This window comes from Brevibacterium sp. FME17 (assembly GCF_014897515.1).
GTDB lineage: Bacteria > Actinomycetota > Actinomycetes > Actinomycetales > Brevibacteriaceae > Brevibacterium.
The window spans coordinates 32,079-45,777 of record NZ_JABUYD010000007.1; the positions used below are offsets into that span (position 1 = coordinate 32,079).

Annotated in this window: 10 protein-coding genes; 3 read left to right on the plus strand and 7 right to left on the minus strand. The window is 56.3% G+C overall.

All coding sequences use genetic code 11. The features are described from left to right. Window positions 1-41: 41 nt before the first annotated feature. From INT40_RS08375 to INT40_RS08395, 5 genes are read right to left on the minus strand one after another with little or no spacing between them, the layout of a single operon-like run. Window positions 42-1,085: a serine hydrolase domain-containing protein gene (locus INT40_RS08375; RefSeq protein ID WP_193071958.1), complete on the minus strand. Its 1,044-nt coding sequence runs from the start codon at window positions 1,083-1,085 to the stop codon at window positions 42-44. Continuing rightward, window positions 1,082-2,323, minus strand: a complete 1,242-nt coding sequence (locus tag INT40_RS08380) for a threonine synthase (protein WP_319020910.1) — start codon at window positions 2,321-2,323, stop codon at window positions 1,082-1,084. The genes INT40_RS08375 and INT40_RS08380 overlap by 4 nt, the downstream gene beginning before the upstream one ends. Continuing rightward, a complete protein-coding gene (locus tag INT40_RS08385; RefSeq protein WP_193071960.1) occupies window positions 2,320-3,258 on the minus strand; it encodes an ABC transporter permease in 939 nt (312 codons plus the stop codon). Before INT40_RS08385 ends, INT40_RS08380 begins: the two co-directional genes overlap by 4 nt. After that, window positions 3,255-4,241 carry an ABC transporter permease gene (locus INT40_RS08390; RefSeq protein ID WP_193071961.1) on the minus strand — a complete coding sequence of 329 codons (987 nt, stop codon included), beginning with the start codon at window positions 4,239-4,241 and terminating at the stop codon, window positions 3,255-3,257. The genes INT40_RS08385 and INT40_RS08390 overlap by 4 nt, the downstream gene beginning before the upstream one ends. 13 nt (window positions 4,242-4,254) lie before the next feature. Next, entirely contained in the window at window positions 4,255-5,874 is a 1,620-nt protein-coding gene (locus tag INT40_RS08395; protein WP_193071962.1) for an ABC transporter substrate-binding protein, read from the minus strand. A 68-nt stretch (window positions 5,875-5,942) separates the two neighbouring features. Between INT40_RS08395 and INT40_RS08400 the strand changes: the two genes are divergently transcribed. The 3 genes from INT40_RS08400 to INT40_RS08410 all read left to right on the plus strand — a co-directional run bounded on the left by INT40_RS08400 (window position 5,943) and on the right by INT40_RS08410 (window position 9,963). Beyond that, window positions 5,943-6,710 carry an IclR family transcriptional regulator gene (locus INT40_RS08400; protein WP_193071963.1) on the plus strand — a complete coding sequence of 256 codons (768 nt, stop codon included), beginning with the start codon at window positions 5,943-5,945 and terminating at the stop codon, window positions 6,708-6,710. Between the two features lie 2 nt (window positions 6,711-6,712). Next, window positions 6,713-7,834, plus strand: a complete 1,122-nt coding sequence (locus tag INT40_RS08405) for an amidohydrolase/deacetylase family metallohydrolase (RefSeq protein WP_193071964.1) — start codon at window positions 6,713-6,715, stop codon at window positions 7,832-7,834. Between the two features lie 584 nt (window positions 7,835-8,418). Continuing rightward, entirely contained in the window at window positions 8,419-9,963 is a 1,545-nt protein-coding gene (locus INT40_RS08410) for a BBE domain-containing protein (protein ID WP_193071965.1), read from the plus strand. A gap of 70 nt (window positions 9,964-10,033) precedes the next feature. Here INT40_RS08410 and INT40_RS08415 read toward each other — a convergent pair whose 3' ends face one another. Together INT40_RS08415 and INT40_RS08420 are read right to left on the minus strand one after the other, a co-directional pair. Further along, the gene (locus tag INT40_RS08415) at window positions 10,034-11,284 is read right to left on the minus strand and encodes a pitrilysin family protein (protein WP_319020911.1); all 1,251 of its coding nucleotides are present in this window, start codon (window positions 11,282-11,284) and stop codon (window positions 10,034-10,036) included. A 68-nt stretch (window positions 11,285-11,352) separates the two neighbouring features. Continuing rightward, a complete protein-coding gene (locus INT40_RS08420) occupies window positions 11,353-13,581 on the minus strand; it encodes a polyribonucleotide nucleotidyltransferase (RefSeq protein ID WP_193095913.1) in 2,229 nt (742 codons plus the stop codon). Window positions 13,582-13,699: the final 118 nt, after the last annotated feature.

Sequence of the window (13,699 nt, forward strand, 5' to 3'; positions counted from 1 at the left end):
TTCATTCTGTTGAAAACACTTGTAGAAATCGGCCGCGGTCATCATGTCGCAAATGCCAGATCATTCATCCGAATGCGCACGTTCTCTATGGAATCTCCATGTCGAGTCGGATGGACCCGATTGGTCAGAAGAAGGCTGTATCGGCCGCTGGAGGGATCGACCCACAACGAGGTGCCGGTGAATCCGGTGTGACCGAATCCTGACGAACTGATGCGAGTGCCCGCGCTTCGACCATGCAGATGGTCTCCGGCGATCATCCAACCGTGCGCCCAGCGGTCCTTGCTCTCACCTGTCTGCAGAGAGGTCATGAGGCGGAAGGCCTCACATCCGATGATCTCGGTTTCCTCCCCCTGGCTGGCTAGCGCGACGGCATGGGCGAATCGTTCCATGTCCGGAAGCGTGGAGAATATACCTGCGTGACCTGCAGCTTTGCCGATCACCTTCGCGTTCTCATCATGGACCTCCCCCTGCACGACATGCCCTCTCCAGGGATCGTTCTCAGTGGCTACGGCATGGGCGCGTTCATGGAACGGCACTCCGAAGCTCGTGTCCATCATTCCCAAAGGGCGAAGAATCCTATCTTGAACGACTTCATTTAGTGGCTGTCCCGTGACCTCTTCAGCAATCTGGCCCAAGAGAATGAAACCTGGAGATGAATACTCGCACCTCTCCCCCGGAGGCGATGACAGAGGGAGCTTCCGCACCGCGTCGAGCATCTCGTCCGTCGATGAGCACGTGCGAAAGAGCGGCACGCCTCCGGGTAGGCCACTCGTGTGTGTCAGCAATTGACCCACGGTGATCATTGATCCATCGTCCGCATAGTTCGTCTGAGTCTCCCCGACAGTTTGTTCCAGAGTCAGCAAACCGTCCTCGATCAAGGAGAAAATAGCCGTTGCAACGATGGGCTTAGTCAATGACGCCAGATCCCAATAGCACCCTTCAGTGGCCTCGGGCCCGTCCCAATAGACAGTCCCGATAGTCCCGTGATCCCAAGGCCCATGATGGTCGCCAATTGACCACGCTGCAGCGGAGAAAACTCGAGTTTCACGTGCTTCCCAGAGTATTCGCTTCGCACTAGTCGTCATGATTCCACTCCCTCGTTAAGCACTTTCAGCATCTCAGAAGTGCGAGCTGCCACTAGGCCCTTGATGCTTGGGGTCACATCCACAAGTACAGACGGCTGTTTCAGCGCAACACCGGTCACAACTGCCACAGCCCTGTCATCCGCTGACAGCCAGCCATCTCGAATGCCCTCAGTCAAGGCTGCATACGACACCGCTGCAGAGGGCTCCACTCCCACCGCAGCGGCACCAAGATCAGTCATTGCCCGTGCAATCGAGTCTTCACTGACCGCTACTGCAGTTCCATTCGACTCTCGAATCGCACGGAGTGGACGCTTTCCGCCTTGGATCATGTCGTCACCAGCGATGCTCTGTGCCATCGTCTGGCTGGCATCACCCGTGGCAGTCGTGGAGGATTTCCCCGACACAAAGGCCTCGAACAAAGGAGCACACACTTTAGGTTGCACTCCGATCATCCGTGGAAGTTTGTCAATCAGTCCAAGAACCCGGAGTTCGCAAAAGCCCTTCCACGTTCCCCACAGCCCTCCTCCAGTCCCAACTGGGTGAACAACGACATCAGGGGCCTTCCAATCCAATGACTCGCAAATTTCGTAAGCACAGACTTTCATCGCCTCATGCCTGATCGGGTTGATGAAATTGACGAACGAATATTGTCCCGCGCTGCTGAGACCGGTGACTGCGTCGAATATCTCCTTACTGGACTGATACTTCAGTTGATAAACATTCGCTCCGTGCAGAGAGATTAGAGCACGTTTCGCTTCATTGGCCACGTCTTCGACAAACACTGTTGCATCGATTCCAGACCGAGCGCAGTAGGCGGCAAACGATGCACCCGCATTTCCTGAGCTGTAAGTGAATGCTGAGTCGAGTCCCAAGTGCTTAGCGAATGACACCGCGAGTGAATATCCTCGATCTTTGAAGGAGCCAGTCGGCATCAGGCTGTCATTTTTAACGAACAATTGTCGAACTCCCACTTCGCTGCTGAGAGTGGGCATCTCCAGAAGCGGTGAGTCGCCTTCACCAAGCGTGACTATCGATGCCTCTGCTGGAAGCGGAAGCAGTTGCCCCCACCGCCACATTCCTCGGCCAGATGAAATCAGTGCATGAGGGTCGGCTACCGCGTCTAGGTCGTATCTTACTTCGAGCAGACCCCCGCAGAGTCGACACAGGTTCTCCAGAGATTGCAGATCGAACTCTGCTCCACAATCATCACAGACATAGCATTCGGCGTATCTACTCATCGGTATGCCTTGGGGTCGGCGAAGTCGCGAAGAAGATCGCCAGTCACATTGATAGACAATGTTGTCAGAACCACAGCCATTCCGCTGAAGACAGCAATCCACCAAGCTGTTCCAATATACAATTGCCCCGAGGCCAGCATCCCGCCCCAGGTCGGTATTGTCGGCGGTACTCCAAGGCCCAGATAGCTCAACGAGGCTTCAGCGATGATCATGGCTGCCACCTGCAAGGTCCCGACAGTTGCAAGCGGTGCGATAATATTCGGTCGAATATGACGCCACATGATCTGACCGCTTCCTGCTCCAATGGCTTTTGCCGCTTTGACGAATTCCCTAGTGCGTAGAGACAAGACCTCAGCACGGATGACTCGTGCATAATTCATCCATCCATTTATCCCGAGGACAAGAACAACGATCCATACGCTGGGCTCGACAACAACAACGACGACGAGTGCAAGAAGGATCGTGGGATAGGCAAGTTGAATATCCGCCAACCGCATGAATAGAACATCTGTTAGCCCTCTAAGGTATCCAGACACCACGCCGATTACTGTTCCGATGAGCCCCGAAAGAATAGTTGCCGAAATTCCGACCAGGAGAGAGACCCTCGTGCCAAAGAGCACCCGGCTGAGAACGTCTCGGCCGAGCTCATCGGTTCCGAGTACGTGCCCCGGGACGCTTTGTGCGTCCCAGAATGGTGGTCGCAGGCGATTGGCTAGATTCTGAGCCTGGGGATCGTGGGGGGCGATGAGCGGCGCGAAGAGTCCGACAATCACCGCGATGAAGAGGATCACCACTGCCACTTGTGCGACGTGGTTTCGGCGAAGAGCCTGGAGGAAACTGCGGAAAACGCTGGGGGGCTGTTGCCCCGCTGCCACCTCCGCGACATCCGAACTCCCCACACTTGGGTGAGGGGCTGAAACATTGTGATTACTCATTTGCTCAACCTGACTCTCGGATCTATGAACGCATAGGCAATGTCGACGAGGAGATTGGTGACGACGAACACCAGTGACAGGAACAGCACAATGGCTTGGATCAAAGCAAAGTCTCGATTGGTGATTGCTTCCACCGTCAATCGCCCGACACCTGGCCAGGAGAATACCTGCTCCGTAAGAATCGCCCCTCCAAGCAGATTCCCGATCTCCAGACCAACGATGGTCACCACCGGTAACGCTGCATTCTTCAGTGCGTGATCACGGATCCCCTGCCAACGCGAGAGACCCTTGGCTCGAGCCGTTCGAATGTAGTCCTCACCGAGGACGTCGATGAGCGAGGATCGCAACAGCCTAGTGATCATTGCCATAGAATATAGGCCCAAGGTGATTGCCGGCAGGATGAGGTGGCTGAGGCCACCCATCCCTGAAGAAGGAAGCCAACTCAGATTCACCGCGAAGATCAGAATCAGGATGATGCCCACGAAGAAGGCTGGGGTGGACTGGCCGATGAGGACAGTCGCAACGACAGCGCTGTCAGTCGACTTTCCGCGGCGCAGTGCCGCGACCATTCCCGCGGGAATCGAGACGATAAGGGCGAAGATCAGCGCGCCCGCTGCTAACTCAATCGTCGCGGGCAGACGGGAGAGGATCAAGGGTAGCGCCGCTTCTCGGAAATACAGCGAATCGCCGAAATCGAACCGGATTACTCCCCCCATGTAGGACAGATACTGGTTCAGAAGCGGCTGGTCGAGCCCGAGTTGCGCCCGCAGTGCTGTCTCCTGCTCTAGGGACGCATTATCTGGCAAGATCGCTTTGACGGGGTCACCAGTGAGACGTACGAGGAAGAACGTCAAGGTAGCGACGCAGAACAGCACGAAAACAGTCTGGGCGATGCGCTTGGCCAGATGCAGCCATAGCTCGTTTCCGGTTTTCTGCCTTGGTGATTTCGACGCCAATGGCTGGCCCGAAGTTTCAATCGACATCTTGTCTACCCCTCTACTTCTTCACAGCTTCAGCCATACTCAGAACGCCTGTGGTCGGCATGTCCCATTCGACCCCCTGTGAAGTGGCGTATGTGTTGTCGATGGTAAACATATAGACGAACGGCGCCTCATCGTGAAGCAGCGTCTGAAGTTGCTTGTATGCTGCGATTCGATCGTCATCGTCAGTCTTCGTCTCACCTTGGATGACGAGTTTGTTGGCTTCCTTGTTATCCCAGCGACTGGATCGACGATCGGATTTCACCATGGACTGAATGTAGCTCACAGCATCCATCGTCCAGCCAGAGTTGGCCATGAGGAACATACCTTTGTCGTGTTTCTCGTTGAGCGTGATCAACTCTGATTTCGCAGATTGAGCGTCGAGCACACGGACCTCGGCTTTCACGCCGACTTCGGCAAGTTGTCCAGACACGGCTTGCGCCAGCGACGAGTCGGTTTCAGAGGCCGTCAGGGTCGTGTCGAATCCGTCCTCATAACCGGCTGCCTTGAGCAGGTTCTTTGCTCTTTCGACGTTGTGCTCATATGGCTTGATCGATGCGTCGTAGCCGAAAGCGTTGGAGGGCAGCAATGTCGCGGCCTGCTGTGCAGCCCCGCCCTGGATAGTATCGACGAGCGAAGGAACGTCGACCGCATAGTTCAACGCCTGCCTGACCGACCTATCGGCCAATGGCCCATCGGAGATGGTGTCGAGATTGACCGAATAAGTTCTGATCCCAGGGACACTATGGACGGAGGTATCCGGATTCCCTTCAAGCTGTGCTGCCGCATCGGTGCTGAGGGCGGACACGATGTCCACTTCGCCAGCTTGCAGCGTCTGTATCGAAGCAGAAGGATCGGGCATGATCTTAAATGTCAGATTCTCCACCGAAGGCGCCTCGCCCCAATAGTCCGAATTGGCCTTGAGCACAATTTCGTCTGCCTGTGACCGGGACACGAACTCATAGGGGCCAGTGCCGACTGGATGCTTAGCGAACTCCTCGTCCCCTTCCTTTTCGATCAGCTTTTGCGGAACCACGACGCCGCCGAAGAGCGAGAGTTTTGCAGGCAGCACTGGGTCAGATTGCTTCATGACGAATTTGACTGTGGACGAATCCTCCGCGACGGCCTCCTTGACATTGGCAAGTTCGACAATGGGAGATTTGGTCTCGGGATCGAGCAGACGATTGATACTAAACGCAACTGTGTCCGAATCGAGTTTTTCACCATTCTGAAACTCAACGCCGTCACGAATGGTGAACATCCATGTCTTAGGATCTGTCTGTTCCCATTTTGTCGCCAGGCCGGGCCCGAGTTCCCCGTCTGCTTGGCGAACTGTCAGAGTATCGAAGATGTTGCTTGCCACTCCCATTGATGTCATATCGCCCTGGAGTTGCGGGTCGAGGGAGACGACATCAGAGGGAATGGCGACTCGTAGATTCGTTGTGTCTCCATCCGAGCTCTCACCTGAGGAACATGCCCCCAAGGCAAGCGACACGGCGAGGACCGAAGCTGCCGCACTGATGACCTGTTTCCGGGTTCTCTGAAACCTGGGATCTACCGACATGATGACCGATACTTTCTCTAGGAGATATTCACTGCGCCGCCATTGGCGTAGGAGTGCACCGAAGGTATCCACTCTATTGCGTTCCGTATGACGGAATGGCATTCAGCCTTATGAACTATAGTAGACTGGGTCCGGAGTCAATGTCCAGCATCGAACGGCAAAAAATGAATTCCATCCACAAAGTACTCGCGGTCATGCAAGCGTTAAGTAGTCCCGACGGCCCTCACCGCCTGTCCGAGATCGCAGACCGAGCTCAGATCAAGAGACCAAGCGCACATCGCATTCTTCAGGTGTTGACCGAGATGAACTATGCGGCACCCACCGGGGATGGCTTCTACTCATCAGGCTTGGCGATGCGTGCATTGGTGGGTCCTGCTCGCGGCGACGCTGTCACCGAAGCTGCTCCGACTCTCGACGCCCTGCAGAGGTCGACTGGCCATACCGTTCATTTCGCTGCTTTCGTCGGCACCAGTGCGGTGTATATTTCCAAGTTCGAAGGTGACAAGCCTTATCAGATGGCATCTCGAGTCGGAATGCACCTCGAACTTCACTGCACGTCGATCGGCAAATCGATCCTCGCCGCTCTGCCTCGCGACGAGGCAGACCAGTTGCTCCAAGCGAAGCTCGGAACCGGCGAGGCGGGACTGGTGAAGATCCATGAAGACCTCGACCGTATCGCTGATCTCGGGTTTGCCCTCGATGACGAGGAAAACGAACCCAAAATTCGTTGTGTCGGGGCATCAGTACTAGACAGACTAGGTCAACCGATCGGTGGAGTCAGTGTGTCCGGTCTTGCGTTTGTTCTTGATGTGCCAGAGCTGATGACGCTTGGTCCACGTGTGGCCGCGGCGGCAAACGATATCTCTATGTTGCTTGACTTCGATGTGTCAAAACCATTTCAGGAGTAGGAATGCACCCCAGTGAGGATCACCAGACGACGCCGATTCGCATTATTGACGATGGAACGAAATCATGGGTAGGGGCACTGAATGTCTCAGCATCATGTGCCCGACTGGTAGGAAGCAACGAACATGCAGCCGCCGCAGCGCGCCTGGCCATCAGTCCAGGTTGGGCGGACCTCCATACGCACGTCTTCGACGGATCAACTCAAATTAGTGTCTCACCGGATTCTGTTGGACTCGATCACGGAGTTCATCTGGTTGCCGATGCAGGCAGCGCCGGGCAAGCAACCGTCGATGGGTTTGAAAGGTATGTCACACCTTCCGCCAAGACAAAAGTCGTCAGCTGGCTCAACATCGGCTCGGGCGGCTTGGTCAATCTGAGGGAAACGGCAGACATAAGTCTCATCGATATCGACGCATCCGTGAAAGCAGTTATCAACAGCCCCACCTTCATCCGAGGAATCAAGGTTCGCTCAAGCGGTATGATCGTCGGAAACATGGGCCTGCTGCCCTTGCAGATGGGTCGGACAGTTGCCAGAGAATGTCACGTGCCACTGATGGTCCACATCGGTGAAGTACCACCTGTCATCGACGATGTGCTCGATCTTCTCGACGACGGCGACGTGATCACGCACTGCTATCACGGAAAGGTCGGGACCCCCTGGAGTCCTGATGGCACTCCCTTGCCTGCACTCCGAAGAGCTATCGAACGAGGCGTCAAACTCGATGTTGGACACGGCGCGGCAAGTTTTGACTTCGGAATCGCTCGGCGAGCCGTTGAAGCCGGTTTCCCACCCGATTCCATCAGCACAGACATCCATGTCCGAAATGTAAATGGTCCCGTGCACAGCTTGGCAAGCGTAATGACCAAGCTCCTCGCCTGTGGCATGGCCATCGACGACATCATTCGTGCCGTCACCGACTCACCAAGGTCGATCCTCAGCCTGGACGAGCCCTGGCTCAATCCCGACGACACGATCCGGCATGCGACAGTGTTCGAGCTCGCAGACGGGTTTCGAGGTAATGAAAACTACATAGACTCAAAAGGAAACGCAGTTACACCAGACGTGCATATCGTTCCGCGCGCTGTCATTGTTGATGGGAAATATTCCCAACTACCAATTATATGAAATACAATGCCGACTACGCAGATAGTTCGCAACTCAGCAACTCTGCAATACTTACGCCTGGCTGACTAGCGGAAAGGATTACACAAACTTCAAGACAAAATCACTTTAATCAACCGTTAATCTATTAAGTAGCGCGCGTTAGTCTAATATCAGCAACTCCAATAGGTATAAGTTTATCTTATGAGTCACGAAGCTTAGGAGAAATTTAAATGTCTATCCAAGGTACTAACTCTCACGACTCAGCTAGCGGAGCGAATCCGCTATTACCCGAGCAGCAGATTGATCCCTCAGATCCACGTTACCGAACACTCACAAGCGGATTCAACCAAAGATGGCCAAGCTCAGACATCGAACGTGCAGCGAAAGTTCTTGTTTGCAAGTCTGTATCCGAGGTTCTCTCAGCGGTCAGCCTCGCCTACAGGGACCTATACGGGCGCCTCCCAAACAAGAGAAAGCCAGTTCCAACCACACCCCGAAGCACCGATTACAGCACAGAGGCACGAATTACAATTCGAAGCGGTGGACATTGCTACGAGGGATTTGTCTCAGAAAACCCGTCCGGATATATAATTGATGTTGGTCCGATGTCGGGATTCGAAAAGAACGTGCATCTCAAACCGACGCACTACCACGATAACGTGACTATCGCGAGGACCAAACATGGCAACAAAGGCCTGGAAGCTCAGACGCCGACCGGCGATCTCACCTACAAATACAAGGTTCTCCCAGGCACCATGAATTGGGACGGATACGTCAATATGTACAAAACTGACGGCGTCACAATTCCCGGAGGTTCCTGCTATTCCGTTGGGACTGGAGGTCACATTTCTGGCGGTGGTTATGGGCTTCTGTCTCGCCTTCAGGGACTGACTTCCGATTGGCTGACAGCGGTCGATGTAGTGTTGCCACCTACCGCTGACCGGTCAGAACCTGCACTTGTACATGCAAAACGGCCCGATTCAGATGGCTCCGGCGGAGTCAACGAAGATCTCTTTCAACTGTGCTGCGGCGCTGGCGGAGGAAACGTTGGTGTGATTACCGCATTTTACTTTGACGAACTACCCAAAGCACCATCAGATGCCGTTTTGCTCTTCGTCACAATACCTTGGAACCAATTCGAAAGCTCTACCGACGGGAAACGAAAATTCAACGTCTTGATTCGCAGTTTTGTGGAGTACTTCGAAAAAATCGATCAAGATCATACGCAGCGGGACCTATTCTCGATTCTCCATGTGCCGCACCATTCCAAAGATATCACCATGACCGTCCAATGTGTAAATATCGACCTCGACAATAATGATCGCTTAGAATTTGCCAAGCGAGTAAATAGTTCGATTAATGCACTGTTCTCTGCGCTTTCGCTATCCAAGAAATTGACCGATGATACAGTCGAGTACAAGCTATCTGACACGACCGCGCATTTTCGGCATTCTGATTCGTTACCGATGCCCCAAAAATCAAATCATCCAGTTCAAGAGCATCTCAAAGGAGATGCGTTAGAAGGTGCCGTGGCTATGAACTGGCTCGAGGCAGTCCAGTACGCCAACGGCAGTGGACACAATCGACGAGGAAAATATAAGAGCGCATATCTGAAGTCAGTACCAGCTCAGTTCTCCGATGGACTTCACGAGGCGCTCACCAGTAAGCCTAACGAACTCATCAGTGCCAATGAGGAGAAACAACTTAACGTCTCGGACTGCATCGTCGCGTTCGATTCCTACGGAGGGGCGATCAATGGGAAGTCCTCCTCTCACGACTCAGTCTTTCAGAGATCCTCTTACGCGAAAATTCAGTATCAAGCCTATTGGCATGATTATGAGCTTGATGAGAAATATGTTAGTTGGCTGAACAGAGTCTATATGAAATGTTTTCCCACCCAAATCGATGGATTCCCATGGGATTCAAACGATGATCATTATCAAGGATGCTATATCAATTATCCTGACATTGAGATGCTGGAGTTCGAACGACCCAGTTCTCCATACACTGGGACACCGCATCAATGGCTTGAATTGTACTTTGGCCCCGAGATCGGGCACGACCTAATGCAGGCGAAACAGAAGTACGATCCCTTGGATGTATTCCATCACGCCATGTCGATTCCGTTGCCAGAGAGCATGACGCGCTGATGTGGCCTGTGGAAGTTGCGGACCCAATCTCTTGAGGACCACGTGCGTTCGGTGGCGCCGCCCCTGCTGGCTAGGGCAGTTCCACCGAGGTGGACGGTCCCACAAGGGACAGCGACTTCGGGCGACTCATGAGGTCTCCTGCCATCGTCGACACCTGCTCAGCCGTGACCGAGCGGACGCGGTCGATGAGGTCGAGAGGAGATTCGAGTGCGATCCCGAAGATCTCCGACCTGGCCAATCGATTCATACGCGCCGCCGAGGATTCGAGTCCGAGGACCATCGAACCCGAGAGCTGGGAGACGATCCCGTCCAATTCCGAGCGACTCGGCGGGCTCTGCGCCAAGCGATCCCATTCGGCCAACGCCAGGTCGACGACGGCCTGCCCGTTCTCCGGTGTGCAGCCTGCGTAGATGCCGAACGTTCCGAAGTCGGTGAACTGGCTTGCCATGCAGTTGACAGCATAGGCGAGGCCGCGCTCTTCTCGCACACTCTGGAAGAGGCGGGAGGACATGCCTCCACCGAGCATTGTCAGCAGCACCGAATAGACGAAGCGATCCGGATGGCCCTCTTCGAGACCTTCACAGCCGAGGAGCATTCCCAACTGTTCGGTGTCTTTGACGGTGTGTGAGGCACCCGAATGGAACGTCGGCACCTCACGTGCACCACAGGCAGGCATCGTGCCCGGCGCAGCAGCGCTGTCCCAAGCATGTGCGCCGGCCTCAGAGCCGACCCCGGCCTGAGCCAGTGCGTCGTCGACCATGCCCAGGACCTCGTCATGGGTGGCACCGCCGGCAGCGGCAATGACCAGACGCGGGGGAACATAGGTCGTCGAATGGTGCTCGAGGAGTGTGTGGTGACCCAGAACGCGGATCTGGTCCTTGGTGGCACCGACCGGGCGCGCCAAGGGGTGATCGCCGAAGATGAGTTCGTCGAAGTCATCGAACAGGACGTCGCCGGGGTCGTCGGCCGACATTGCCAACTCTTCGATGATGACCCCGCGTTCACGTTCGAACTCCTCGGCATCCAGCTTCGAGTTCGAGACCATGTCAACGAGGAGCGCGGTGATGTCCGCCAGGTCTGTGACCAGGCAGCGCGAGTAATAGCAGGTGAGTTCCTTGGCCGTGATGGCGTTGGAGTCTCCCCCAGTCCGGTCGAAGGCCGCTGCGATCGACTTCGCGTCCTTCGTCGGCGTTCCCTTGAAGAGCATGTGCTCGAGGAAATGGGTCGAACCGGCGGTCTCGATCGATTCGTCACGCGAACCGGCCGCGACCCAGATGCCGATGGTTTCCGACGCTAGTCCGGGCATGTGTTCGGTGGTCACTGTCAAACCACCGGGGAGGACAGACCGATCGATTCGGCTGCCCTCCCCGGTGTGAGAATCCCCCCGTATCAGTTGCCTGATCCCTCATCTGTCTCGGTTGCTTCTTCGTCATCGTCGCTGACAGGCGAGAGTGACAGCTTGCCGCGGTCGTCGATCTTCGTGATCTCGACCTGGACCTTCTGTCCGACTCCGACGACGTCTTCGACGTCCTCGACGCGCTTGCCATCGTTGAGCTTGCGCAGCTCGGAGATGTGCAGCAGTCCGTCCTTGCCCGGTGTCAGGGAGACAAATGCGCCGAAGCTCATCGTCTTCACGACGGTGCCGAGGTAGCGTTCGCCGACCTCAGGAACCTGCGGGTTGGCAATGGCGTTGATCATCGAACGAGCAGCCTCTGCTGACTCGCCGTCGGTGGCACCGATGAGGACTGTTCCGTCGTCTTCGATGCTGATGTCAGCGCCGGTGTCTTCCTGCATCTGGTTGATCATCTTGCCCTTGGGTCCGATGACCTCACCGATCTTGTCGACAGGGATGTTCACCGAGATGATGCGTGGAGCGGTCGGTGCCATCTCTGCCGGAGCGTCGATGGCCTCGGCGATCACGTCGAGGATGACCATGCGGGCTTCGTGGGCCTGCTTGAGTGCGGCACCGAGCACCGAGGCGGGAAGGCCGTCGAGCTTGGTGTCGAGCTGGATCGCGGTGATGAAGTCACGCGTACCGGCGACCTTGAAGTCCATGTCGCCGAAGGCGTCTTCTGCGCCGAGGATGTCCGTCAGTGCCGCGTAGGCGGTCTGGTCACCGGAGTCGGTGGAGATGACGTCGGAGACGAGGCCCATGGCGATGCCTGCAACAGGAGCCTGCAGCGGCACACCGGCCGAGAGCATGGCCAGAGTCGAGGCACAGACCGAACCCATTGAGGTCGAACCGTTGGATCCGAGTGCTTCGGAGACCTCACGGATGGCGTAGGGGAAGTCCTCACGCTTCGGCAGAACCGGCACGAGAGCACGTTCAGCCAGTGCACCGTGACCGATTTCGCGACGCTTCGGGCTGCCCACACGACCGGTCTCACCGACCGAGTAGGGCGGGAAGTTGTAGTGGTGCATGTAACGCTTCGTGGTCACAGGCGACAGCGAGTCGATGTGCTGTTCGAGCTTGAGCATGTTCAGCGTGGTGACGCCGAGGATCTGGGTCTCTCCGCGCTCGAAGATGGCCGAACCGTGTGCACGTGGGATCACGTTGGTCTCTGCGGTCAGCGGACGGATGTCCTTGAGACCACGACCGTCGATGCGGATCTGCTCGGTCAGGATGCGCTTGCGCACGACCTGCTTGGTCAGTGCGTTGAGAGCACCGGCGATTTCCTTCTCGCGGCCCGCGAAACGCTCGCCCAGCTGGTCGAAGAGCTCAGAGAGCAGAACTTCGCCGGCTGCTTCGCGTTCCTGCTTGTCAGCGATCTGGAAGTTTTCGGTCTGCTTGGCTTCGGCGAGTTCACGCACAGCCTCGTAGACGTCGTCCTGGTAGTCCTTGAAGACAGGGAACTCGACGGTGGGCTTGGCAGCGCTGTCGGCCAGCTCCTGCTGCGCACGGCAGAGTTCGCTGATGAAGGGCTTCGCAGCTTCGAGTCCCTCGGCCACAACCTCTTCGGTCGGTGCGGGGGCACCGGTCTTGATGCGGTCCATGGCGTTGTCCGTGGCTTCTGCCTCGACCATCATGATCGCAACGTCGTCACCGACGACACGGCCGGCGACGACCATGTTGAAGACGGCGTCGTCGAGCTGAGAATGGTTTGGGAAGGCAACCCACTGGCCGTCGATGAGTGCGATGCGCACACCGCCGATGGGGCCGGAGAAGGGCAGCCCAGAGAGCTGAGTCGACATCGAGGCGGCGTTGATGGCCAGCGCGTCGTAGATGTGGTCAGGGTGGATCGACATCACTGTAACGACGACCTGGACCTCGTTGCGCAGTCCCTTCACGAAGGAAGGGCGCAGGGGGCGGTCGATGAGACGGCAGGTCAGGACTGCGTCGGTCGAGGGACGTCCTTCGCGGCGGAAGAACGATCCCGGGATGCGGCCCGCGGCGTACATGCGCTCTTCGACGTCGACTGTCAGGGGGAAGAAGTCGAAGCCCTCACGGGGGTGCTTGCCGGCCGAGGTGGCCGAGAAGAGCATGGTTTCGTCGTCGAGGTAGGCGACGGCAGAACCGGCGGCCTGTTGGGCGAGCCGTCCTGTTTCAAAACGGATGGTGTGTGAACCGTAGCTGCCATTGTCAATGTGCGCTACGGCGGATTCAGGGTTGAGTCCCACGTATTCTCCTTGTTCGTAACCGGCACGCGGACACCTTCGCAGTCCGAAGGCGGAAAGCCCGCGTGAATCCGGTGGATATTGGCTTGGACATCCCATGGATCCAAGCCGGTCATCGATC

What these genes read in the sequence shown, in the direction of transcription:
- INT40_RS08390 (WP_193071961.1), bottom strand. Translation starts at nt 4,241, where the DNA reads ATGTCGATTGAAACTTCGGGCCAGCCATTGGCGTCGAAATCACCAAGG.
- INT40_RS08410 (WP_193071965.1), top strand. Translation starts at nt 8,419, where the DNA reads ATGTCGGGATTCGAAAAGAACGTGCATCTCAAACCGACGCACTACCAC.
- INT40_RS08405 (WP_193071964.1), top strand. Translation starts at nt 6,713, where the DNA reads ATGCACCCCAGTGAGGATCACCAGACGACGCCGATTCGCATTATTGAC.
- INT40_RS08375 (WP_193071958.1), bottom strand. Translation starts at nt 1,085, where the DNA reads ATGACGACTAGTGCGAAGCGAATACTCTGGGAAGCACGTGAAACTCGA.
- INT40_RS08380 (WP_319020910.1), bottom strand. Translation starts at nt 2,323, where the DNA reads ATGAGTAGATACGCCGAATGCTATGTCTGTGATGATTGTGGAGCAGAG.
- INT40_RS08400 (WP_193071963.1), top strand. Translation starts at nt 5,943, where the DNA reads ATGTCCAGCATCGAACGGCAAAAAATGAATTCCATCCACAAAGTACTC.
- INT40_RS08385 (WP_193071960.1), bottom strand. Translation starts at nt 3,258, where the DNA reads ATGAGTAATCACAATGTTTCAGCCCCTCACCCAAGTGTGGGGAGTTCG.